This window comes from Burkholderia sp. AU16741 (assembly GCF_002223345.1).
GTDB classification, from domain to species: Bacteria; Pseudomonadota; Gammaproteobacteria; order Burkholderiales; family Burkholderiaceae; genus Burkholderia; species Burkholderia sola.
In genome coordinates, this window is the sequence record NZ_NKEZ01000008.1 from 1321002 (window position 1) to 1343922 (window position 22921).

General features: G+C 67.2%; 20 protein-coding genes. 8 read left to right on the top strand and 12 right to left on the bottom strand.

Going from position 1 to position 22921, the window contains the following annotated elements:
• Window position 1: 1 nt before the first annotated feature.
• The 5 genes from CFB89_RS26365 to CFB89_RS26385 all read right to left on the bottom strand — a co-directional run bounded on the left by CFB89_RS26365 (window position 2) and on the right by CFB89_RS26385 (window position 5395).
• On the bottom strand, window positions 2–940 hold the full coding sequence (locus CFB89_RS26365; protein ID WP_089470407.1) for a glycosyltransferase family 2 protein: 939 nt from the start codon (window positions 938–940) through the stop codon (window positions 2–4).
• 10 nt (window positions 941–950) lie between these two features.
• Complete coding sequence (locus CFB89_RS26370) at window positions 951–2558, bottom strand: DHA2 family efflux MFS transporter permease subunit (protein ID WP_089470408.1); 1608 nt, start codon at window positions 2556–2558, stop codon at window positions 951–953.
• Complete coding sequence (locus CFB89_RS26375; RefSeq protein ID WP_089470409.1) at window positions 2555–3838, bottom strand: glycosyltransferase; 1284 nt, start codon at window positions 3836–3838, stop codon at window positions 2555–2557. The genes CFB89_RS26370 and CFB89_RS26375 overlap by 4 nt, the downstream gene beginning before the upstream one ends.
• Before the next feature lie 17 nt (window positions 3839–3855).
• Entirely contained in the window at window positions 3856–4425 is a 570-nt protein-coding gene (locus CFB89_RS26380; protein ID WP_089470410.1) for an isoprenylcysteine carboxylmethyltransferase family protein, read from the bottom strand.
• A 67-nt stretch (window positions 4426–4492) separates the two neighbouring features.
• A complete protein-coding gene (locus CFB89_RS26385) occupies window positions 4493–5395 on the bottom strand; it encodes an alpha/beta fold hydrolase (RefSeq protein WP_089470411.1) in 903 nt (300 codons plus the stop codon).
• 718 nt (window positions 5396–6113) lie between these two features.
• Here CFB89_RS26385 and betI point away from each other — a divergent pair.
• From betI to betA, 3 genes are read left to right on the top strand one after another with little or no spacing between them, the layout of a single operon-like run.
• Window positions 6114–6698, top strand: coding sequence for a transcriptional regulator BetI (gene betI / locus CFB89_RS26390; RefSeq protein ID WP_089470412.1), 585 nt, complete (start codon window positions 6114–6116; stop codon window positions 6696–6698).
• Window positions 6699–6730: 32 nt separating this feature from the next.
• On the top strand, window positions 6731–8200 hold the full coding sequence (betB, locus tag CFB89_RS26395) for a betaine-aldehyde dehydrogenase (protein WP_089470413.1): 1470 nt from the start codon (window positions 6731–6733) through the stop codon (window positions 8198–8200).
• A gap of 16 nt (window positions 8201–8216) precedes the next feature.
• Window positions 8217–9917: a choline dehydrogenase gene (betA, locus tag CFB89_RS26400; RefSeq protein ID WP_089470414.1), complete on the top strand. Its 1701-nt coding sequence runs from the start codon at window positions 8217–8219 to the stop codon at window positions 9915–9917.
• Window positions 9918–9989: 72 nt separating this feature from the next.
• Here the strand turns inward: betA and CFB89_RS26405 are convergent, their stop codons facing one another.
• The 6 genes from CFB89_RS26405 to CFB89_RS26430 form a co-directional block, all read right to left on the bottom strand.
• A complete protein-coding gene (locus CFB89_RS26405) occupies window positions 9990–11111 on the bottom strand; it encodes a hypothetical protein (protein WP_089470415.1) in 1122 nt (373 codons plus the stop codon).
• Between the two features lie 233 nt (window positions 11112–11344).
• Complete coding sequence (locus CFB89_RS26410) at window positions 11345–11848, bottom strand: activator protein (RefSeq protein WP_089470416.1); 504 nt, start codon at window positions 11846–11848, stop codon at window positions 11345–11347.
• Window positions 11849–11969: 121 nt separating this feature from the next.
• Window positions 11970–12794, bottom strand: coding sequence for an OmpW family protein (locus CFB89_RS26415; protein WP_089470417.1), 825 nt, complete (start codon window positions 12792–12794; stop codon window positions 11970–11972).
• 73 nt (window positions 12795–12867) lie between these two features.
• A complete protein-coding gene (locus CFB89_RS26420) occupies window positions 12868–14121 on the bottom strand; it encodes a DUF2957 domain-containing protein (RefSeq protein WP_089470418.1) in 1254 nt (417 codons plus the stop codon).
• Window positions 14122–14192: 71 nt separating this feature from the next.
• A complete protein-coding gene (locus CFB89_RS26425) occupies window positions 14193–15797 on the bottom strand; it encodes a DUF2957 domain-containing protein (protein WP_089470419.1) in 1605 nt (534 codons plus the stop codon).
• 617 nt (window positions 15798–16414) lie between these two features.
• Window positions 16415–16711: a cupin domain-containing protein gene (locus CFB89_RS26430; protein WP_089470420.1), complete on the bottom strand. Its 297-nt coding sequence runs from the start codon at window positions 16709–16711 to the stop codon at window positions 16415–16417.
• 185 nt (window positions 16712–16896) lie between these two features.
• On the opposite strand from CFB89_RS26430, the gene CFB89_RS35090 reads away from it, so the two are divergent.
• The 4 genes from CFB89_RS35090 (at window position 16897) to CFB89_RS26450 (ending at window position 20425) form a co-directional block, all read left to right on the top strand.
• Window positions 16897–17130 carry a hypothetical protein gene (locus CFB89_RS35090; protein ID WP_179233536.1) on the top strand — a complete coding sequence of 78 codons (234 nt, stop codon included), beginning with the start codon at window positions 16897–16899 and terminating at the stop codon, window positions 17128–17130.
• A 2-nt stretch (window positions 17131–17132) separates the two neighbouring features.
• Complete coding sequence (locus tag CFB89_RS26440; RefSeq protein ID WP_006481959.1) at window positions 17133–18077, top strand: ABC transporter ATP-binding protein; 945 nt, start codon at window positions 17133–17135, stop codon at window positions 18075–18077.
• Window positions 18078–18080: 3 nt separating this feature from the next.
• Entirely contained in the window at window positions 18081–18842 is a 762-nt protein-coding gene (locus tag CFB89_RS26445) for an ABC transporter permease (protein WP_006481964.1), read from the top strand.
• 161 nt (window positions 18843–19003) lie between these two features.
• Entirely contained in the window at window positions 19004–20425 is a 1422-nt protein-coding gene (locus CFB89_RS26450) for an MFS transporter (RefSeq protein ID WP_089470422.1), read from the top strand.
• Window positions 20426–20607: 182 nt separating this feature from the next.
• On the opposite strand, the gene CFB89_RS26455 is transcribed toward CFB89_RS26450, so the two are convergent.
• Window positions 20608–20838, bottom strand: coding sequence for a hypothetical protein (locus CFB89_RS26455; protein WP_089470423.1), 231 nt, complete (start codon window positions 20836–20838; stop codon window positions 20608–20610).
• Window positions 20839–21000: 162 nt separating this feature from the next.
• Between CFB89_RS26455 and CFB89_RS26460 the strand changes: the two genes are divergently transcribed.
• Window positions 21001–22767: an ATP-binding protein gene (locus CFB89_RS26460; RefSeq protein ID WP_089470424.1), complete on the top strand. Its 1767-nt coding sequence runs from the start codon at window positions 21001–21003 to the stop codon at window positions 22765–22767.
• Window positions 22768–22921: the final 154 nt, after the last annotated feature.

Sequence of the window (22921 nt, forward strand, 5' to 3'; positions counted from 1 at the left end):
GTCACCCCTGCCGAACGCGCTGCGCCCGCGCGGCCAGACGCGGCCGCGTGCGCTCGAGCGGACCGAGCCGGCCAAACAGGCCGTCCGCGATGCCGAACAGGATGCCGGCCAGCTTCGCGCGCTTGTCGCGCTCGACCAGCGCGATCTGCACGACCTGCCACACGGTCAGCAGGTTCGGCACGAGCGCCACCGGGAAACGCAGCCCGTACTGCATCCCGAGCTGCACCGCATTGCGCGCGCTGTAGTAGCGCCGTTGCCACGAGTGATTCATCGACGTCATTTCAAAAGGGCCGAGCGCGTGCCGCTGTTTCGCGCCGATCCGGTGCGGCAGCACCAGCGACGGCACGACATAGAGCGGCACGTTGCGCGACAGCGCGCGGAAGCTGTATTCGGTATCGACGTGATCGATGAACAGCGTCTCGTCGAAGCGGCCGAGCACGTCGAACGCGTCGCGCGACACGACGCAGCCCGACGAAATCAGGAATGCACAACGTTGCATCGGCGTGCCCGGCTCGATGCGCAGGCGGCGCAAGCCGATGCCGTTCGTCGCGAGTTCCGGCAGGAAGCTGCGTGCGTTCTCGTCGAAGATGCGCGGACCGGCCAGGAACGCGCGCCCGGCGAGCCCCGCGCAGACATCGCGCATCGTCGGGAAATACTCGGCCGGCACCGACGAATCCTGGTCGAACAGCGCGACCGCGTCGATACCGTCGCGAAACAACGCCGCGAGCCCCGCGTTGTACGCGCCCGCGATGCCGCCGCGATTGCCGTGATGCAGCAGCGTGATGCCTTCGCGTGCGCATAGTTCGCGAGCCCGTGCGTCGGGCCGAGGCGTGTTGTCGACGACGAGCAGCGCGTCGCACGCGTGCCGCCATCCGCGCAACGCGTCGAGCTGCGCGTCGCTCGGGTGATACAGGATCACGAGTGCGCCGAGTGTCGTCATGGTCTGCTCCTCAATGCCCGAACGAAGCCGCGGCGCCACGCCTGGGCCGCGTCAGCCACATCATCGCGGCGAGCGCGAGACACGTCATGCTCGCCATCCAGAACATGTCGTTGGTCGCCATCATGTAGGCCTGCTGCATCACGACCTGATGCAGCGTCGTCAGCTCGCGCACGCCGTCCACGCCCATCGCGTTCAGCGCATGCACGAAGCGCTGCGTATTCGCCGACGCGTGCGTGACCGATTGCGACACGACGTCGTAGTGATAGGTCGCGCGGTTGTCCCACAGCGTCACGCTCATCGCGGTGCCGAACGCGGCCGATAGCGTGCGCAGGAAATTCGACAGGCTCGACGCGGCGGCGAGCCGGTCGTCCGGAATGCGCGACAGCGTCGCGGCGGTCAGCGGAATGAAGAAGCACGGCAGCCCGATCCCCTGGATCAGCCCCGGCGCGGCGATCTGCGCGAACGTCATCTTCAGCGTGAAGTGCGCGTCCCACGCGAGCACGGCCGCGAACACGAGGAAGCCGAACGTCGCGAGCACGCGTGCATCGAAACGATGCGCGTGCAGCCCGACGAGGATCGAAAACACCAGCGCGAGCACGCCGAGCGACGCCGTCGCGAGCCCCGCGTGAAACGCGTTGTAGCCCATCACGGCCTGCATCCACAGCGGAAACACCACGCCGACCACGGAGAAGCTCATCATCCCGAGCGAGATGATCAGCACGCAGAACGAGAACGTACGGTCGCGAAACAGGCTCAGGTCGACCACCGGATGCGCTTCCCCCGCTTCCCAGATCAGCAGCGACACGATCGCGAGCGCCGCGACCACCGCGAGCGTGACGATCAGCGGCGAGTCGAACCAGCCGCGGTCGTGGCCGAGATCGAGCATCGCCTGCAGCGAGCCGACGCCGATCACGAGCAGCACGATGCCCGGCACGTCGATCGGCCCGGCTGCGCCGCGCTGCGCGTCGGGGCGCAGCATCGCGGTGCACACCGTGAACGAGAACAGTCCGATCGGCAAGTTGATCAGGAAGATCCACGGCCACGAGAAGTTGTCGACGATCCAGCCGCCGACCACCGGCCCGAAGATCGGCGCGAGCAGCACCGTCATCGCCCACAGCGCGAGCGCGATCGTGCGTTTGTCTGGCGGAAAGGTGCGCAGCAGGATCGTCTGCGACAGCGGCACCATCGGCCCCGAGCACAGCCCCTGCAGCGCGCGGCAAATCACGAGCACGTGCAGGTCGCGCGCGAGCCCGCACAGCAGCGACGTCAGCGTAAACAGCAGCACCGCGCCGACGAACAGCCGCAGCTCGCCGACGCGGCGGGCGAGCCAGCCGGTGAGCGGCACCGCGATCGCGGCCGCGACCGAATACGAGCTGATCACCCATGTGCCCTGGCTGTTCGATACGCCGAGGCTGCCGGAGATCGCCGGCACCGCGACGTTCGTCACGGTCGAGTCGAGCACTTCGATGAAGGTCGCGAGCGACAGCGCGAACGTCAGCAGCGCGAGCCGGATGCCGCGCACCGGCTGCGCGGCGGGCGCGGGCGCCGACGCCGACGCCGACGCGTCGAACGCGGACGGCGCGACGGGCCCGTCGTGCAGCGGCGACGCGGGGCTCATGCTCCGGCCACCGCGACATCGGCCCGCGCGGCCGCCCGTCCGCGCGTGGGCACGAACCGTTCGATGAAATCGGCGGCCGTGCCGCAGCCGTCCGGCGCGGCCGCGAGCAGCGCACGCGTGCGCTCCGCATGTACCGCGAACGCGGGTTCGTCGAGCACGCGCGCGAGCGCCGCGCCGAGCCGCGCGCCGTCGACCGGGCCGTCGACGCGCACGCCGCAGCCGTTCGCGACGACGCGTTGCGCGTTGTCGAACTGATCGTGCGCGAACGGCGTGACGACCTGCACGATCCCGGCTTCGCACGCGAGCGCCGCCGTGCCGATCCCGCCGTGATGCACGAGTGCGCGGCAACGCGGCAGCAGCGTGCGCATCGGCACGAAGCGGCGCACGAGCAGTCGGTCATCGCCCTGCACCGCATCGTGCGGCGTCAGCAGGATTCCGCGCGCGCCGGTCGCGCGCAGCGCGTCCGCCACCGCGCGCGCATAGGCCGCGTGATCGACGCGTGTCGAACCTGCCGTCAACACGACCGGGGCTTCGCCGGCCGCGAGAAACGCATCGAGTGCCACATCGTCGTCGGGTGTCGCGATATCGTTGAACAGCGGAAAACCGCTCTGCAGATGGTTCGACGGCCAGTCCGGCTGTGGCGGCGCGAACCACGGGGGAAACAGGCACAGCACGCCGTCGGTCGAATGCAGCCAGCGGCCGAGCACGCGCCGCGCGGGCGCAAGCTCGAGTTCGCGGCGCACCGCGTCGAGCGCCGGGCCGCACACGCGATCGAGCACCTGCCGCTCGATCAGCGTCATCAGCGCCGACTTCACCGCCAGCGGCCAGCGCGCGGGAATCGTCAGGCGCGGGTGAGTCGGCGGCGCATGCGCGGACAGCAGCGTCGACGGCGACACCTGCACCGACACGTACGGCGTGCCGCGCAGCTCCTGCATGAAGCGCGCGGAGAACGCCCACAGCGTGCCGACCAGCACCGTGTCGGCATCGGTCAGCGCGCGCAGCGTGTCGTAATGCGGGCGCAGCGTCGGCGCGATCACCTGCCACAGCGTGCGGAACGACGTGCGCGGATCCCACAGCGCGGGGTTCGCCATCGCCTCGTCGTATTCCGCCGCGGTGCCGACCGGCACGAACGCGAACCCGCAGCGGCGCACGGCCGCCTCGAACGGCGCATGCGTGCAGAACACGACCTCGTGACCGCGCGCGGCGAGCGTGCGCGCGATGCCGAGCAGCGGATGCACGTCGCCTGCCGAGCCGATCGCGGTCACGATCATCTTCGCCATCGCGCGCCTCGCGGGTGTCAATAGAAACCGGGGATCAGCGCCGCGACCTCGCGGCGGTACTGCGCATACGCCGGCCCGAAATACCCGGTCAGCCAGTTCTCCTCGACGCGCACCTTGTACGCGAGCGACGCGAACACGAGCAGCACGCCGATCGCGCCGCGCCATTCGCCGCCGATCAGCGCGGCGCCGACCAGCGCGACCAGGCAGCCCGTATAGATCGGATGACGAACGAGTGCATACGGCCCCGTGCGCACGAGTTCGTGGTCTTTCTTCAGCGTGACCGACACGCTCCAGTTCGTGCCCAGGTGCAGCCGCGCCCACACCGAGAACAGCAGGCCGGCCACCAGCACCGCGAGCCCGCACTGCGCCTGCAGCCCAAAACGCTGCCAGTCGGGTACGAGCGCCGGCCACGAAGGATCGGGCAGGATGATCAGCGCGCCGCCGACGATCAGCGGAATCGACTGCAGCGTGCGCGAGCGGGACGCCTCCTTGCGCACGGTCGCCTTGACACCCTGCGACGTGGCGATCCAGTAAGCGAGCCACGCGGCCCACGGAACGACGATGGCGATGGTCTGAACGATATTCACGGCTGGCCTGCCTCGTTGGGATGGGAATTCGGATGCGCGGGACGCGCCCGCTGCACGACGGACGGCGTCACGACGACAACGCGTGCAGCGGCGCGGGCACGCAAGCATGCGCGGCGGCGCGCGCGATGCCGGCCGCGGCCGGCGCTTCGTCGCAGAAGAAATCGAGCAACGCGGCGCGGGTGTATTCGCGCTGCGCACGGCCTTCGATGTCGAGAAAGTGACCGGCGTCCGGTACCGTCGCGAACCGCGCGCGCGGCACGTGCGCGCCGAGCTGGCGCACGTCGGCCGGCGTCGTGTATTCGTCGCGCTCGCCGTTCAGGAACAGCAGCTCGCAGCCGATGTTCGAGAACTCGCTGAAGTAACGCTCGGGCTGCAGCGACAGGATCTGATCGACGTGAAACGCGACCTGGTCCTGCTCGTCGCGCGGCAGGCGCGTGAGATACCGGTAGTTGTACAGCTTCATGATGCGCGGCAGATAGCGGCCGACGGTGTCGTTCAGCAACTGCGCGGCCTTCAGGTTCTCGCCGGCCGCGATGTGATCGCGGGCGCGCGTCACGTAATCGACCATTGCATCGTTCAGGAACGGCGAGAACGAACAGATCGCCGCGCGCCGCACGCTCGGGCAGCCGCGCGCGAGCGCGAACAGCGACGCGACGCCGCCCCACGACACCGACACGAGGAACGCCGGCGCAAAGCGCTCGACGAGGTACTGAAGGATCGCGGCCTCGTCGTCCTTGGTCAGGATGAAGCAGCCGGGGTTGTGCTGGCGCGACTGCCCCGCATACGGCAGGTCGAAGCAGATCGTGTTCATCCGCTCGCCGAGATACTGGACGGTCTGGCCGAACGACGCGGTCGTCGCGAGCGCGCCGTTGACGAGCATCGCCGTGTCGAACGCCGGGTCGAACACGTTCCGTTCGACGTAGACCTTCAGACCATTCGGCAGCGGGACCACGTGTTTTTCGGTCGGCATCGTCGTTCTCCGGTGGATGCGGCGTCTCGACGTCGCGGCATGCTGCAGTGCGTAATGGCTGGCGCCGGCGCCGTGCGAAGTCGAGCGACGCGCGTATTGCCGACGCACCGCGGCAATTTCCCGCGGCGCCATTCATTCCTCGTGGTGCGGCGCCATACTAATACGGTCGATATTGCCTACTCAAGTCATTCCAAAAATCCTTCTACTTCGCCCGGAAATACGCCGAATTCAAATTTATTTGTCGATTTCCATGGTAGGAAGAATCTCGAAAAAGAGGATGGCAATCGTTTGCGAGCAATCCTGTCCAGCATTCACAAAACGCCAATTTCCGTTTATATTCATTGACTTATTTTGTTTAAATCACTAAATTCAAACGGTTTTTATAAAACCAAGCATCTTCATAATATGATTTTACGATTTCATATCGTGAATGATTTTACACAGCTCGACACTCTTTCGGTTTGTAATGAAATCAAGCACGGAAACAGCTCTCCGCATTGCGTCATATTTTCATGAATCGTTTTAAACAGATTCAAACTTAATTAATCTTCTTACAATACGTTTTTCCGCACCTGCACACGGCTGCTGACGGGATGAATCCTCACCCGTTTAGAACGCAGCATGCCGTTCGGCCCCGTTTTTGTTGATTGAACGATCAATAAAAAACCGCTAAGCTCTCGACTTCCATGGACGGCCCGCCCGGGCGAAGGGAGTCGCGATGCCGAAAGTCGGAATGCGGGAGATACGCCGCGCGCAGTTGATCGATGCCACGCTGCGCTCGATCGACGAAGCGGGCCTGTCCGGCACGACGCTCGCATCGGTCGCGCAACGCGCGAACATCTCGACGGGCATCGTCAGCCATTACTTCGGCGACAAGGACGGCCTGCTCGAAGCGACGATGCGGCACGTGCTGCGCGACCTGTGGTCGGCCACCACGCGCCGCCGCGTCGCCGCGCGCAAGGATCCGCGTTCGCGGCTGCGCGCGGTCGTCGCCGCGAACTTCGACGATACGCAGGTCAGCGCGCCCGTGATGAAAACCTGGCTCGCGTTCTGGTCGCAGAGCATGCACGACCCGATGCTCAAGCGCCTGCAGCACGTGAACACGCGGCGCCTGCACTCGAACCTGTGCGCCGAATTCGCGAAGGCGTTGCCGCGCCCGAAAGCGCGCGAAGCCGCCAGCGGCCTCGCCGCGCTGATCGACGGCCTGTGGCTGCGCGGCGCACTCGCCGGCGGCCCCATCGACACCCGAGCCGCTTTGAAGCTCGCCCACGACTACATCGACCTGCTGCTCGCGTCCGACTGACGCGCGACGCAGTCGCCCTCAAGGAGATCCTCATGTCCGTATACGGTTTGCAGCGCCTCTACATCGGCGGCGGTTACGTCGACGCCACCAGCGGCAAGACTTTCGACACCTTCGACCCCGCCACCGGCGAACTGCTTGCGCAGGTGCAGCAGGCGAGCGCGGCCGACGTCGACCGCGCGGTCGCGTCGGCCCGGGAAGGCCAGCGCGAATGGGCAGCGATGACCGCGATGCAGCGCTCGCGCATCCTGCGCCGCGCGGTTGATCTGCTGCGCGAGCGCAACGACGAACTCGCGGCGATCGAGACGCGCGACACCGGCAAGCCGATCGGCGAGACGCTCGCGGTCGACATCGTCACCGGCGCGGACGTGATCGAGTACTACGCGGGCCTCGCGACCGCGATCGAAGGGCTGCAGGTGCCGCTGCGCGCCGAGTCGTTCGTGTACACGCGCCGCGAGCCGCTTGGCGTATGCGCGGGCATCGGCGCATGGAACTACCCGATCCAGATCGCGTGCTGGAAGACGGCGCCCGCGCTCGCGGCCGGCAACGCGATGGTGTTCAAGCCAAGTGAAGTCACGCCGCTCACCGCGCTGAAGCTCGCGGAAATCTATACGGAAGCCGGCGTGCCGGCCGGCGTGTTCAACGTCGTGCAGGGCGACGGCTCGGTCGGCGCGCTGCTCACCGGCCATCCTGACGTCGCGAAGGTGTCGTTCACCGGCGGCGTCGAGACCGGCAAGAAAGTGATGTCGCTGGCCGGCGCATCGTCGCTGAAGGAAGTGACGATGGAACTCGGCGGCAAGTCGCCGCTGATCGTGTTCGACGATGCGGATCTCGACCGCGCGGCCGACATCGCGGTCACCGCCAACTTCTTCAGCTCGGGCCAGGTCTGCACGAACGGCACGCGCGTGTTCGTGCACCGCTCGATCAAGGACGCCTTCACGCAGAAAGTGCTCGACCGCGTGAAGCGCATCCGCGTCGGCAAGCCGACCGATGCCGACACCAACTTCGGCCCGCTCGTGTCGGCCGCGCAGCTCGACAAGGTGCTCGGCTTCATCGAAAGCGGCAAGGCCGAAGGCGCGAAGCTGCTCGCGGGCGGCGCGCGCCTGACCGACGGCCACTTCGCCAACGGCCAGTACGTCGCGCCGACCGTGTTCGGCGACTGCCGCGACGACATGAAGATCGTGCGCGAGGAAATCTTCGGGCCGGTGATGAGCATCCTCGATTTCGCATCGGAGGACGAAGTGATCGCCCGTGCGAACGACACGCACTACGGGCTCGCGGCCGGTGTCGTGACCGAGAACCTGTCGCGCGCGCACCGCACGATCCATCGCCTCGAAGCCGGCATCTGCTGGATCAACACGTGGGGCGAATCGCCGGCCGAAATGCCGGTTGGCGGATACAAGCAATCCGGCGTCGGGCGCGAGAACGGCATCACGACGCTCGAGCACTACACTCGAATCAAATCGGTGCAGGTCGAGCTCGGCCGCTACAACCCGGTGTTCTAAGACAAGGAGATCCGTCATGACGACACGCGAATACGACTACATCATCTGCGGCGCGGGTTCCGCGGGCAACGTGCTCGCAACGCGCCTGACGGAAGATCCGGACGTCACGGTACTGCTGCTCGAAGCGGGCGGTCCCGACTACCGCTTCGACTTCCGCACGCAGATGCCGGCCGCTCTCGCCTATCCGCTGCAGGGCCGCCGCTACAACTGGGCGTACGAGACCGACCCCGAGCCGCACATGGACAACCGCCGGATGGAGTGCGGGCGCGGCAAGGGGCTCGGCGGCTCGTCGCTGATCAACGGGATGTGCTACATCCGCGGCAACGCGCTCGACTACGACAACTGGTCGACGCACAAGGGCCTCGAGAACTGGACGTATCTCGACTGCCTGCCGTACTTCAAGAAAGCCGAGACGCGCGACGTCGGCCCGAACGACTATCACGGCGGCAGCGGCCCCGTGTCGGTCACGACCAGCAAGCCGGGCGCGAACCCGTTGTTCGAGGCGATGGTCGACGCGGGCGTGCAGGCCGGCTATCCGCGCACCGACGACCTGAACGGTTATCAGCAGGAAGGCTTCGGCCCGATGGATCGCACCGTCACGCCGAAGGGCCGCCGCGCGAGCACCGCGCGTGGCTACCTCGACCAGGCGAAGGTGCGGCCGAACCTCGAGATCGTCACGCATGCGCTCGCCGATCGCATCCTGTTCGACGGCAAGCGCGCGTCGGGCGTCACGTACCTGCGCGGCAGCGAGCGCGCGACCGCGCATGCGCGCCGCGAGGTGCTCGTGTGCAGCGGCGCGATCGCATCGCCGCAACTGCTGCAGCGCTCGGGCGTCGGCCCCGGCGCATGGCTGAAGGCACTCGACATTCCGGTCGTGCTCGACCTGCCCGGCGTCGGCCAGAACCTGCAGGATCACCTGGAGATGTACATCCAGTACGAGTGCAAGGAACCGGTGTCGCTGTATCCGGCGCTCAAGTGGTGGAACCAGCCGAAGATCGGCCTCGAATGGATGCTGAACGGTACGGGCCTCGGCGCGAGCAACCACTTCGAGGCGGGCGGCTTCATCCGCACGCGCGACGACGACCCCTGGCCGAACATCCAGTATCACTTCCTGCCGGTGGCGATCAACTACAACGGCTCGAACGCGATCGAGATGCATGGCTTCCAGGCGCACGTCGGCTCGATGCGCTCGCCGAGCCGCGGCCGCGTGAAGCTGCGCTCGCGCGACCCGAACGACCATCCGAGCATCCTGTTCAACTACATGGCCGAAGCGCTCGACTGGCGCGAGTTCCGCGATGCGATCCGCGCGACGCGCGAGATCATGCGGCAGCCGGCGCTCGACCGCTATCGCGGCCGCGAGCTGAATCCGGGCGCCGATTGCAAGAGCGATCAGGAACTCGACGCGTTCGTGCGCGCCCGCGCGGAAACCGCGTTCCATCCGTCGTGCTCGTGCAAGATGGGTTACGACGACATGGCGGTGGTCGATGAAGAAGGCCGCGTGCACGGGCTCGACGGGCTGCGTGTGGTCGATGCGTCGATCATGCCGATCATCACGACCGGCAACCTGAATGCGCCGACGATCATGATCGCCGAGAAGATCGCCGACAAGATCCGCGGCCGCACGCCGCTCGCGCGGGTCGACGTGCCGTACTTCGTCGCGAACGGCGCACCGGCGCGCAATGTCGCGCAGGCGATGCGGCAACCCGAGACGGTCTGATCGATCCGGCGCCCGCACCGGCGCCGCGATACCCTCCCTGCGGCTCGCGGCGTTCTCGCCGCGAGCCGCGTTTCATGGGGCCGGCTCGTTTGCGCTGCGTGGCCGGGCGGCCGTCACGGCGCGCGTGCGCATCCGCTTGGCGCGGACAATCGGGTTCCAGCGCGACGTCAGGCTCATCGCGTCGCGCAGGCGTTCGAACGCGACATCCTCCGCCGGCCCGAAGCGGCTGACCGCCGGCCACGCGAGCACGTCGTCGAGCCACGTCTGCCAGGTGTCGCCATGAAAGCCGCGGCCGATTTCCCGCACCGTATCCGGCGCGGCGATCGCGATACCCGCCAGCAGGTAGTAAGCCCAGAAGCTGCCCGCGCCAACGAGTCGATCGAGTCGGCACACGGCGAGTGCGGCAAGCAGCCCGTCCAGCGACGCGAGATCGGCGCGATGCGTGCGGATCGCGCGCGCGACGAGGTTGTGCTGCCCGCCGTACGCCTGAACGGAAACGCCGTGGCCGGCGGCAAGCTCGGCGGAGAACATCGCGAGCGCAGCCATCTCGTCGATGCGCGCCGCATCGTCGCGCGGGCCGCAGACGCGCAGCACGATCGCGTCGATCACGGCGCCGGGACGGGCCGGCGTTTCCGTGCGCGTTGCCGCGACCGCGGTCAGCCGTTCTCTCAGGTTCTTCGCAGGCGGCGTCTCGCACGGCCCGTCATGTTCGTTCGCGCTGCGTGCGCCCGCGTCGTCGCCGCTGCGTGCGACGCCGCCGGCAATTCGTTCGAGCGCGGCCCAGCCGAGCTCGGGATCGTCGAATGCAACCGCGTCGATCATGCCGTGCGCGGTGTCGAATACGGCATGCGAGCCCGGGCAGCACTGTTCGGCTTCCGCGAGTTGCTGCGCGGAAGGCACGTGCGAGCATGCGCCGAGCGGGTCGGCCGGATCGCACGCGCAGCCGCCGCCGTCCGTCGCGATCCACGGGACCAGCCGATGAAGCACGGCCGTCACTTCGCGGGACAAGTTCGCGCCCGCTCCCACACGTATCGCGTGCGACGCGACGACAGCCGGGTCGCCGGTGTCGCCCGCCGCGGCCGCGCAAGCCGCCGCGTCGAGATGTTCGGTCAGGTACTGCAGCCACGCGGCCGTGCGCAGCCGGTCGGGCGTCGCGCCGCGGGCGTCGCCATACTTTGCTGGATCGGTAAGCATGGGTCGTCCGGGATGGTTCTGGCTAATTGATCTGGTTTTGTTTCAATCGAATCGGGCGGCGCAGTACGAACGGCGCCGCCCTGCCACCCGCCCGTGCCGGATCGCGACACGGGCGGTCGACCGGCCGCCGCGCCGATACGCGCGACGGCTCGAACCCGCCGAAGCCGCGAAAACCCGCCGCGCTTGCCGCACGGCCGTCGCGCGCGGCGGGTTCCGCGTCGATCGCGCGACGCTTACTGCACGTGGAACTTCGGCGACGTCAGGACCGTACCGCCCACCGTGCAGTCCGGCGTCAGCGTCGCGTTGTTGAACGTCAGCGACGAGTTCGCATCGCTCCACGCCGTCACGACCTTGCTCGGCCCGCACGTGCCGAGCAGCGTGACGTTCACCTTCACGTTGTTGATCGACAGCTGCGTCGTGCTGTCGGCCTGCCCCGTCCACGGCGACGTGCTGCTCGCGCTGCCGCTGATCAGCGAGCACGTCGCGCCGCCCGTGAACGTCGTCGACGTGATGTTGACGATGCCGGTCGACGTGATCGTGCCGTTGAAGGTCGCGGTACAGCCCGCCGTGATGGACCCCTTGCTCAGGTTCGTGAGGCCCGACGCGGAAAACGGCTCGCCGTTCGGGTTCATCGGCTGACCGTCCGCGCGCGAAACGGTGACCGCGAAAGCAGGCGCGGCCGAAACCGCGGTGAAAGCCACTGCAGCAACAAGCGATACGATTTTGCGAATGCTCATTTGAACTGCCCCCTCTCTTCACAAATGGCGGCACGCCGCCAGGAACGCGACCTGCCGGCCGGAACGATCCGGCCGGCCGGGCGCAGGAAGCCGCCGGCACGCGTCACGCGCGCCGGTCGGCTCAGAACTTGTAGGAAATCCCGACGAACGTGATCAACGGGTCGGCCTTCAGCTTCGTGCGCGTGGTCGCGAGCGTCGAACCGTCGGCCGCCTTGATCACGAGCGACGAGTAGGTCTTCAGCGGCATGTACGTCAGCGTCGCCGTGAGCCCCCAGTGCTTGTCGATCGCATAGCTCGCGCCGACGTTGTAGACCGGCGTGAACGACGACGACGCCTTGCCCTCCACCGACGTCGCGCCCGGCTTGCCGGCGCCGGCCGCGAGCACGCTGCCGAGGTTCTCGTTGATGTCCTTCGCGAAGTTGCCGTTCAGCTCGATGTTGCTGAACCAGCTGTAGGCCACGCCGATCCCGACGAACGGGCGGAACTTCGCCGTCGGCGCATTGAAGTAGTACTGCAGAATGACCGTCGGGCTCCACTGTCGCGCGTTCTTCACGGCCGGCTGGTTCGCCGACTTGTCCATGTCGACGTTGCCGAGCGAGCCCGCCGGGCCAGGCGGCCTGATCACGCCGTGCCCGGTCAGCGTGAATTCCGGCGGCACGCCGAGCACCGACGTCACCGCGATGTGATCGGTGAAGAAATGCGTGAGCGTGAGGCCGACCGTATCGGCGTTGTTGACCGTCAGGCTCGTGCCCGGCGACGTGAACGAACCGGGCAGGCGCAGCGGCCCGTTGATCGGCATGCTCGCGAGATTCGTCGTCAGCCCGTTGGTCGAATCCTGCGGCATGATGTGCAGCCAGCCCAGCGTCGCGACGTTGTCGCCCGCCTGCTGGGCCGATGCGAGCGTCGACACGCCTGCGACGACACCCGCGACAATCAGCTTCTTCATGAAGTCTCCCCCTCATTCTGTCGGGGCGCCGCACATTCGCGCGCGGCGCCGCCGTGTCTCCATCCACCCGCGATCACTGCACGAACGCGCCGACCGTGAAGTACGGGTTGCTCGTATCGGCCATGTCGAGGAACCCGAACACGCCGCCGGTGAACACGAACTTGCCGGTCGCCGGCCCCGACGCCGCATCCGCATGCACGGTCGTCACGACGCCCGGCACCTTCTGCGAGTAGTCGAGGTTCAGCGCGCGCGTGAGCGCCGCCTGCGACGCGTTGAACGGATCGAGCAGCGTGGCCTGCGCGCCGACGAGCGCGGTCGCGCGGTAGTTGAACGCGCTGTCGACGCCCGTGTACTCGCCGTCCTGCGAGCCCTGCGCGATCGCCGTCTGCGGGCTCAGGAACGAGATGCCCGATTCGTCGTCCGCGCTCGGCGCCCCTTGCGTGAGGTCCGCGTTCGCGGCGCCGGTGCGGATGAAGATCGGCACGAGCTGGTTGCGCAGCTTGCCGACGATCAGGATCCCCTTGCCGGCCTTTGCCGGATCGAGCGCGGCGAGCGTCGCCGGAATCTGCGGCTGGTAATTGAGCGACTGGAATGCCGGCGCATCCGGGCGCAGCGTGAACGGCTGGTTCACGGTCGCGCTCGATGCAAGCGGCTGCCCGCCGTTCTTCTTGCCGAAGTTGTCGGTTTCCGTATAGCTGCCGTCCGCATTGATCGTCACTTTCTGGTCGAGCGCCACCGGCTGGAAGTTCTGCGACGGCACCTGGTGATAGCCGAGCTGGTTGTACGTGCCGGCGATCTTCGTCAGGTCGGTCTCGAGCGACGAGAAGCTGATGAACGGGTAGTACGGGAACGTCGTCTTCGGGATCTTGCCGACGCCGATCACGCCGTCGAACTGGATCGTCGCACCGGGGATCGCGCCGCCGAGCACGCCTTCGCCGAGGAACAGCCGTGCGGGCCGGCTCGGGTCCAGGCTCGCGTTCTGCATCCGGAACGTGCACTGGTTCAGCTTCACCGTCGGCAGCCCGGTTTCGTCGGCCAGCGTACCGTCGACCACGTTCGCGGGCGCGGTGTCACGCGTCGGCTGCACGGTGCCCGCGGTGGTGGGCACCGGCGACGCGAGGTAGGTCATCCGGTACGTCATCTTCGTCGTGTCGAGCTGCACCTTCACCAGCTCGCCCGACCCGGAGCCGCCGATGAACACCGTGTTGTAGTCGATCGTCTGCGGACACAACCGGACCACCGGCGCGGGCGGCGGATCGCCGTCTCCGCCGCATGCGGCCAGCACGGGCGCGAGCGATGCCGCGGCCATCCAATGCTTCAAATTCATAGGAATCCTCTTGAAATTCGGTTCACCGGCGGCAGCGCATGCGCCGCCGGTGTGACGTGTTCAATGCCGGGTTACTGGACGAACGCGCCGATCGTGAAGAACGGGTTGACCTGGTTGTTGTTGACGACCATCGCGTAGACGTTGCCGGCCGTCACGATCCAGCCCGTATCGCCCTTCTTGAAGATCGCCACGTTGCCGGTCGCGCCTTTCGCGTTGAAGTCGCTGCTGGCCGTGACCTTGACCTTGCCGGGCGACGCCTGCGTGTAGTCGAGCCCGAACTGCGCGGTCGGCGACGACGTTTGCGGATCGATGAACGCCGCCGTATTGCCCTGGAACAGCGTCGACGTGTAGTTCGCCGCGATGGTCGACACGGCGGTGCCGTCGCTGCAGTTGCCGGCAGACGGCGTGAAGTAATTGAAAGCCGTGTTGAACGTGCCGGGCAGGTCCGGATGCGGAACGAACGGATTGAAGCTCGGCCCCGGTCCTGCGGCGCTGCTCGACGGCCCGTTGTTGGTCACCACACCGCACGCGGATGCGCTCGTCGCACCGATGAACCCGCCCTTCAGCAGGTTAGGCGCGACGGCCGTGGCCGGCGCGAGCATCGAGATGCCGACCTCCGCATCGGCCACCGAGCCCAGCGGATTGCCCGGCGCGGCAAACGCATACCCGACGCGGATCACGATCGGCACCAGCGCACCGTTCAGCTTGCCGACGATCATCACGCCGTGCGCCTGGCTTGGCACGAAGATCACGAGCGGCTGTCCCTGGCCGGCGGACGGATAGGCCTGCCCGGATTGCGCATTGCTGACGAATACGTTGTCGGGCGTGCCGTCCGCATTCTTGCGCAAGGTCCACGGCGAACCGGTCGTCTGACACGAGTAGTCGCTGCCTTGCGTGATCGTGCAGGAGCCGTCCGCATTGAGCGTCTGGTTCCAGTTCACGACGTCCGGCTGCCAGCCTTGCGGCGTGGTGGTCTGAAAGGTGGTGCCGGTCGGCGACAGATGAATGCCGACTTCGTTGTACACGCCGGCCACCTTCGTGAAATCCGTTTCGGTGTCGGTAAAGCCGATGAACGGATAGAAGTCGAACGTGCGCGACGGCACCGAGCCGAGGAAGAAACCCGGCGCGAGTTCGATGCCCTGGAACGCGATCGTCGCGCCCGGAATTCCGCCGCCGACCACGCCGTTGCCGACGAACAGCATCGGCGGATCGGCACGATTGATCGTCACCGAATACGCACCGTCGCTCGTCGCGCCGCTGTCGAGCACGAACGCACAACGGTTTTGCTCGGCCGTCGGGAGATTGGTCGGATGATGGAACGCGCCGCTGATCGTCAGGCCCGCGCGCGTGTTGTTGATCTGCCCTGCCGAGGTCGGCACCGACGAGTCGATGAACTGCATCTGGTAAGTCAGCTTCGTCGTGTCGAACTTCACCTTCACGTATTCGCCGCTGCCGGCGCCGCCCGTATACGTCGTCGTGTAGTCGAGCGCGTCCGGGCACAGCTTCGTGACGACGGGCGGCGTCGTTTCGGCGCCGCTCGGCCCGCATGCGCTGCCCGAGCACTGCGGCACGTTGATCGGCCCCGGATCGTCGTCGCCGCCGCAACCGGCGACGAACGGCAGCACCAGCACCGCGCACGACAGAATCGCCTTCCGCCATTCAGGAATGCAAATCATCAACCCCTCCTTTTCAGGTACGACAAGTCTCGTCCGGCCGGGCTGCATGGCCTGCCGGTTGGTATCGCGCCGCCGCACGAATGCGCGGCGCATGATGCTGCACGCAAGACCGCCGCGATGCCGGTCGGGCATAGGCGGCACACGCCGCGGCGGTAGACAGGCGCGCTCCCGCAGCGCCGTCATGCGGCACGGCGCCGTCGGAACGATCGAAACGGAAAGTGGCTTGCCGCTACACGGCGAGGTGACGGCGCAGGCCCGCGACCTGCGTCGCGCCTGCATTCGGCGAAAGATCGGGAAACGGCAGTCCCGCTGGCCCCTCGGATAGGCGTCTCATGATTTGGTCTCCATACGTACGCTTGATTCGTTTTCGTGATGCGTCGTGTGTCGAGACTATGAGCGGACCCTTCCCGCAAGTAAATGGATGCAGAGTTCCAAACGACGGAAACCGCGCGATCCTAGCGTTTATACGGTATTTAACAGATTTTCAAACGGCCTTCATTTTATTTGCTCAGACAAATAAACGCCGCGTGGAACACGCGTTTGAACGGCGCCCGCCAATTCGCGCCGAATCAGGCCGCCCGGCCTTCAGCGGGCCGCGCGCATGCTGCGGCGCAACCTCAGACGTCGATGATCGCGAGCGTGCCGTGGCTGCCGGGCAGCACCGCGTGGCACGTGCCGGCGCGCGCGAGGTACATCTGCCCGGCGCCGACCACGACGGTTTGCGCTTCGACCTCGAGCATCAGCGTGCCGTCGAGCACCAGCAGCCCCTCGTCGTAGTCGTGCACTTCCGCTTCGTAAGGCTGGGCATCCATGCGCAGCACCTTGATCCGGGCCGGCCCCACTTCGCCGACGATCGTGGATTTCCATGCGCAGGCCTGCGCGTTTGCCACGGATTTGAAATCGATCAAAGACATGCGCGCCGCTCCGTATCGCCGGGAATGGAACGCATTATCGCGAGCGCCAAACGTGCCGTCCCGGGACGGCGCGAGGGCCGGGGGGCAGCACAGTCGGCCAGCCTGTCGTGCGGCCGCGCGAGCCCGGGCCGATTGACGGAAAACAACCAGAATTGTTCGCATCATTCAAATAAAGCACCGAATCGTTGAGCAATATCAGCGCAATCCACGCAAATTCGGCACCGACATGCGCCGGCCTTTCCATCAGAATGCATTTCGATCTGCCGATTGCTAATATGGCGGTCCCGCGATCCCGCACCACCCTGCCGTTCGACATGACGCCCGTTCGCCATGCCGCGCCCGATCCCGGCCGCTTCGCAGCGGCGGCGCCGGGCACGCGCGGCGCCGGCCGTCGCGCCGGCCGGCCGTGCCATCCGTGAGCATGCAACCGATCCTTTCCGTCTCCGACCTCTCCAAGACTTACGCGTCCGGCTTCCAGGCGCTGAAGCACGTGACCCTCGACATCCGCCCCGGCGAGATCTTCGCGCTGCTCGGGCCGAACGGCGCCGGCAAGACGACGCTGATCGGCTCGATCTGCGGCATCGTCACGCCGACCGAAGGCCGCGTGACGGTCGGCGGGCACGACATCCGCGATCAATACCGCGCGGCCCGCGAAATGATCGGCCTCGTGCCGCAGGAGCTGACCACCGACGCGTTCGAAACCGTGTGGGCCACCGTGTCGTTCAGCCGCGGCCTGTTCGGCAAGGCGCCCGATCCCGCGTACATCGAGAAGACGCTGAAGGCGCTGTCGCTGTGGGACAAGCGCGACAACAAGCTGATGACGCTGTCGGGCGGCATGAAGCGCCGCGTGATGATCGCGAAGGCGCTGTCGCACGAGCCGCGCATCCTGTTCCTCGACGAACCGACGGCCGGCGTCGACGTCGAGTTGCGCCGCGACATGTGGAAGCTCGTCGATTCGCTGCGCGAAAGCGGCGTGACGATCCTGCTGACCACGCACTACATCGAGGAAGCGGAGGAAATGGCCGACCGGATCGGCATCATCCTCGGCGGCGAGCTCGTGCTCGTCGAGGAAAAGCGCGAACTGATGCGCAAGCTCGGCAAGAAACAGCTCACCGTGCAGCTCGAGCAGCCGCTCGCGGAGGTGCCGCCCGCGCTCGCGCCGTTCGGGCTCGAACGCGCGGAAGACGGCGCCGCGCTCGTCTATACGTACGACTCGCAGCGCGACGACGCGAGCATCGCGAAGCTGATCAACGCGCTCGGCTCGGCCGGTATCGGCTTTCGCGACCTGCACACGACGCAGAGCTCGCTCGAGGACATTTTCGTCAGCCTGATCGACAACCGCCGCAACGGCGTGCAAGGAGCCTGACCCATGAACTGGCATGGAATCCGCGCGATCTACCGCGCAGAAATGGCCCGCACGCGCCGCACGCTGATGCAGAGCATCATCGCGCCGGTGATCTCGACGTCGCTGTATTTCGTCGTGTTCGGCTCCGCGATCGGCTCGCGCATCAGCGACGTGAACGGCATCGGCTACGGGTCGTTCATCGTGCCGGGCCTCGTGATGCTGTCGCTGCTGTCGCAGAGCATTTCGAACGCGTCGTTCGGCATCTACTTCCCGCGCTTCACCGGCACGATCTACGAGATCCTGTCCGCGCCCGTGTCGTACTGGGAGATCGTGATCGCGTACGTCGGCGCGGCCGCGTCGAAGTCGATCCTGCTCGGCGTGATCATCCTCGCCACGGCCGGGCTGTTCGTGCCGCTGCACATCCTGCATCCGTTCTGGATGGTGCTGTTCCTGGTGCTGACGGCCGTCACGTTCAGCCTGTTCGGCTTCGTGATCGGCATCTGGGCCGACAGCTTCGAGAAACTGCAGCTCGTGCCGCTCCTGATCATCACGCCGCTCACGTTCCTCGGCGGCAGCTTCTACTCGGTCGACATGCTGCCGCCCGCGTGGCGCGTCGTCACGCTGTTCAACCCGATCGTCTACCTGATCAGCGGCTTTCGCTGGTCGTTCTACGGGATTGCCGACGTGCACGTGTGGATCAGCCTCGCCGCGACCGCGCTGTTCCTCGTGATCCTGCTCGCGATCGTCGCGTGGATGTTCCGCACCGGCTACAAGCTGAAGAATTGACGCCGGCCGGCGTCACGCGCGCCGCCCGCCGATGACGCATTTGAGCAAGCAGGCGGCGCTTTTCCTCTGATGCGGCAGTTTGTGGTCGCGTCTACTGAATACGAAGCATCGGGGCCCTCGAGCATGCGCTGCGCGGCCCCTTTTTCATTTCAGAGGACGCCATGCCCGCCGCCACCGCTCCCGCCTCCGCCGCCGCCCGGCTCGAACGCCTGCCGTTCTCCGGCTATCACAAGCGGATCTTCTTCATCATCGCGATCGCGTTCTTCTTCGACTCGGTCGACCTCGGCACGATGACGTTCGTGCTCGGCTCGATCCGCAAGGAATTCGGGCTGTCGACCGCGGCCGCCGGCCTCGTCGCGAGCGCGAGCTTCTTCGGGATGGTGCTCGGCGCGGCCGTGGCCGGCCTGCTCGCCGACCGCTTCGGCCGCCGGCCCGTGTTCCAGTGGAGCATGGTGCTGTGGGGCGCCGCGTCGTACCTGTGCTCGACCGCGCAGAGCGTCGACGCGCTGATCGTCTACCGCGTGCTGCTCGGCATCGGAATGGGGATGGAGTTCCCGGTCGCGCAGACGCTGCTGTCCGAATTCGTGCCGACCGAGAAGCGCGGCCGGCTGATCGCGCTGATGGACGGCTTCTGGCCGCTCGGCTTCATCACGGCCGGCATCGTCGCGTATTTCGTGCTGCCGCAGTTCGGCTGGCGCACCGTGTTCGCGCTGCTCGCGATTCCGGCCGTGTTCGTGCTGGTCGTGCGCCGCATCGTGCCGGAATCGCCGCGCTGGCTCGAACACGCGGGCCGGCACGCGCAAGCCGATGCGGTGATGCAGACGATCGAGGCGAAGGTGATGCGCTCGGCCGGCGTCGCGACGCTGCCGCCGCCGTCGCGGCTCGCCGAACCGGCCGCCGCGCGCGGCCGCGGCGCGCTGCGCGAGATCTGGAGCGGCGTGTACCGCCGCCGCACGGTGATGGTGTGGCTGCTGTGGTTCTTCGCGCTGCTCGGCTTCTACGGCCTCACGTCGTGGCTCGGCGCGCTGCTGCAGCAGGCCGGCTTCGAAGTCACGAAATCGGTGTTCTACACGGTGCTGATCTCGCTCGGCGGCGTGCCGGGCTTCCTGTGTGCCGCGTGGCTCGTCGAGCGTTGGGGACGCAAGCCGACCTGCATCGCGTCGCTGATCGGCGGCGGCGCGATGGCGTACGCATACGGCCAGAGCGCGCTGTACGGCGGCAGCACGACGCTGCTGATCGTCACGGGCCTCGCGATGCAGTTCTTCCTGTTCGGGATGTGGGCGGCGCTGTACACGTACACGCCCGAGCTGTACGGCACCGGCGCGCGCGCGACGGGCTCGGGCTTCGCGTCGGCGATCGGCCGGATCGGCTCGCTGATCGGGCCTTACGTGGTCGGCGTGGTATTGCCGGTGTTCGGTCAGGGCGGCGTGTTCACGCTCGGCGCGCTGTCGTTCATCGCGGCGGCCATCGCCGTGTGGACGCTGGGGATCGAGACGAAGGGCCTCGCGCTGGAGCAACTGGCGGCAGGCGACGAAGCGGGCGGCAACGGCCGCTATCCGGCGGCGGCGGACGAGGCGTCCTGACCGCCTGGCGGGTTTTCAAGCCGTTTCGAGCCGGGCCCCGGCACTCGATCTCGACATCCTGCTGCCGATGCACGGCCCGGCGATCACGCACGACAGCGTGCTCGCCGGTGCACACGCTCACTGCAAAGCCACCGCTGCGTCGGCCGCGGTGGCGATCATTCGGTCGCGACGCAGCCGGGGCGTCAGGCGTCGGCGACGACGAACTCTTCGGCCGCCTTGCGCTGGACCGCGGCCATCACGGCCAGTTCGCGCTTGCTGCGCGCGTCGCCGGACACGACGCCCGTCGCATGCTTCGCCTTCGCACCCAGCGGGAAAAACACGAACGACGCGCCGGCCGGAGCCTCCGGCTCCGCGCGCAGGCGTTTGTTCAGGATTTTCAGGTACTTCTTCTTCGAGACTTCCTTAGCAGCCATGGCGCCCTCCGCGTAGACAGGATGCGGATCAGCATACCAGTTTTGCCGACGCGCTCCGTGACAGCGGCCGCACGCCGCCGCGCGTATCGATCTGCTCTAAAATCCCCGCTTACGCGACCTGCCGCGCCTCCCGCGGCCGCATGTCCTCATCGGAGCGCTTCCATGCATGTCGAATTGTTCGCGCGGCATCACACTTGCCCCGGCTGGCAGGGCGACATGGCCCGGCGCATTGCCGCATTCGACTGGTCGGCCACCGGGCTCGGCGCGATCGACGGCTGGTCGGCCAGCCTCGTCGCTGCCGTCCGCACCGTGCTCGCGTCGCCGCTGCCGCTGGTGATGCTGTGGGGCCGCCCCGGCTACATGATCTACAACGACGCATATGCCGGGTTCGCCGGCGGCCGCCATCCGTATCTGCTCGGTCAGCCGGTCGAACTCGGCTGGCCCGAAGTCGCCGATTTCAACCGCAACGTGATGAACACCTGCCTCGCCGGCGGCACGCTGTCCTATCGCGACAAGGCCCTCGTGCTGCTGCGCAGCGGCCGCCCCGAGGATGTCTGGATGGATCTGCACTACAGCCCGCTGCCCGACGACGACGGCGCGCCGGGCGGCGTGCTCGCCGTCGTCGTCGAAACCACCGAACGCGTGCTCGCCACGCGCCATCGCGATCGCGCGGAAGCGGCGCTGCAGGCCTCCAATGCCGAACTGCGCGACCTGAACGAAACGCTCGAACAGCGCGTGACCGATGCGATCGCCGAGCGCGCGGCGGTCGAGGAACAGTTGCGTCACGCGCAGAAGATGGAGGCGATCGGCAACCTGACCGGCGGCATCGCGCACGACTTCAACAACGTGCTGCAGGTGATCAGCGGCAACCTGCAGATTCTCTCCGTCGAACTCGGCGCGCATGCAAGCGCGCAGCCGCGGATCGAAAACGCGAACAATGCCGTGCGGCGCGGCGCGCAACTGGCGTCGCACCTGCTCGCGTTCGCGCGACGCCAGCCGCTCGCGCCGACGACGCTGAACCCGTGCCGGCTGATCGACGGCATGAACGAGATGCTGCACCGCGCGCTCGGCGAAACGGTGCGGATCGTCCCCGTGCTGTCGCCCGACGTCGGCAACGTGCTCGCCGACCGGCACCAGCTCGAAAACGCGCTGCTGAATCTCGCGATCAATGCGCGCGATGCGATGCGCGGCGAAGGCACGCTGACGATCGCCGCGTACAACAGCACGCAGCCCGGCCATGCGGCCGGCACGGGCCGCGCACCGATGCCGCCCGGCGAATACGTGACGTTCGAGATCGCCGACACGGGCGCCGGCATGACGGCCGACGTGCTCGAGCGCGTCTTCGAACCGTTCTTCACGACCAAGCCGGACGGCGAAGGCACGGGGCTCGGGCTCAGCATGGTGTTCGGCTTCGTCAAGCAGAGCGGCGGCCATGTGTCGATCGACAGCACGCCCGGCGCGGGCACGACCGTGCGCCTCACGTTTCCGCGCTGCCACGAGGCGGCCGATGAGCCCGCACGCACGCCGCAGCACGACGCGGTGCGCGGCCGAGAAACCATCCTCGTCGTCGAGGACGATGCGGATGTCCGGCTGACGGTGGTCGACATGCTCGCGCAGCTCGGCTACAAGGTCATCACGGCGTCCGACGGCGAAGCCGCGCTGCGCGTGCTCGACAGCGAGACGCCGATCGATCTGCTGTTTACCGACGTGATCATGCCGGGCCGCGTGAAGGGCGGCGAGCTCGGGCGCCGCGCCGCGCTGCGCAAGCCGCCGTTGCCGGTGCTGTTCACGTCCGGCTATACACGCGACGAAATCTTCCATGCGGGGCGGCTCGATCCCGGCGTGATGCTGCTCGGCAAGCCGTACCGGCGCGACGAACTCGCCGCCCGGATCCGCAGCGTGCTCGACGCGCATGCCGACGCGGCATGACGCGTTGCCGCTACGGCGCCCTTCGTCATGTCGATCACCACTGAATTTTTTTACCCGCGATGTCGATTCGCGTCGCCGTCGCGCGTCGTGTTGTCGTAACCGTTCGTTTTGCCGTCGTACTGCCGGCAAACGCCCTTTTCCCGTTCAAGGAGAG

Bases quoted from the DNA above. Each gene is read 5' to 3' on its own strand.
- CFB89_RS26365 (WP_089470407.1), bottom strand. From the start codon at position 940: ATGACGACACTCGGCGCACTCGTGATCCTGTATCACCCGAGCGACGCG.
- CFB89_RS26370 (WP_089470408.1), bottom strand. From the start codon at position 2,558: ATGAGCCCCGCGTCGCCGCTGCACGACGGGCCCGTCGCGCCGTCCGCG.
- CFB89_RS26375 (WP_089470409.1), bottom strand. From the start codon at position 3,838: ATGGCGAAGATGATCGTGACCGCGATCGGCTCGGCAGGCGACGTGCAT.
- CFB89_RS26385 (WP_089470411.1), bottom strand. From the start codon at position 5,395: ATGCCGACCGAAAAACACGTGGTCCCGCTGCCGAATGGTCTGAAGGTC.
- betI (WP_089470412.1), top strand. From the start codon at position 6,114: ATGCCGAAAGTCGGAATGCGGGAGATACGCCGCGCGCAGTTGATCGAT.
- betB (WP_089470413.1), top strand. From the start codon at position 6,731: ATGTCCGTATACGGTTTGCAGCGCCTCTACATCGGCGGCGGTTACGTC.
- betA (WP_089470414.1), top strand. From the start codon at position 8,217: ATGACGACACGCGAATACGACTACATCATCTGCGGCGCGGGTTCCGCG.
- CFB89_RS26405 (WP_089470415.1), bottom strand. From the start codon at position 11,111: ATGCTTACCGATCCAGCAAAGTATGGCGACGCCCGCGGCGCGACGCCC.
- CFB89_RS26410 (WP_089470416.1), bottom strand. From the start codon at position 11,848: ATGAGCATTCGCAAAATCGTATCGCTTGTTGCTGCAGTGGCTTTCACC.
- CFB89_RS26415 (WP_089470417.1), bottom strand. From the start codon at position 12,794: ATGAAGAAGCTGATTGTCGCGGGTGTCGTCGCAGGCGTGTCGACGCTC.
- CFB89_RS26420 (WP_089470418.1), bottom strand. From the start codon at position 14,121: ATGAATTTGAAGCATTGGATGGCCGCGGCATCGCTCGCGCCCGTGCTG.
- CFB89_RS26425 (WP_089470419.1), bottom strand. From the start codon at position 15,797: ATGATTTGCATTCCTGAATGGCGGAAGGCGATTCTGTCGTGCGCGGTG.
- CFB89_RS26430 (WP_089470420.1), bottom strand. From the start codon at position 16,711: ATGTCTTTGATCGATTTCAAATCCGTGGCAAACGCGCAGGCCTGCGCA.
- CFB89_RS26440 (WP_006481959.1), top strand. From the start codon at position 17,133: ATGCAACCGATCCTTTCCGTCTCCGACCTCTCCAAGACTTACGCGTCC.
- CFB89_RS26445 (WP_006481964.1), top strand. From the start codon at position 18,081: ATGAACTGGCATGGAATCCGCGCGATCTACCGCGCAGAAATGGCCCGC.
- CFB89_RS26450 (WP_089470422.1), top strand. From the start codon at position 19,004: ATGCCCGCCGCCACCGCTCCCGCCTCCGCCGCCGCCCGGCTCGAACGC.
- CFB89_RS26455 (WP_089470423.1), bottom strand. From the start codon at position 20,838: ATGGCTGCTAAGGAAGTCTCGAAGAAGAAGTACCTGAAAATCCTGAAC.
- CFB89_RS26460 (WP_089470424.1), top strand. From the start codon at position 21,001: ATGCATGTCGAATTGTTCGCGCGGCATCACACTTGCCCCGGCTGGCAG.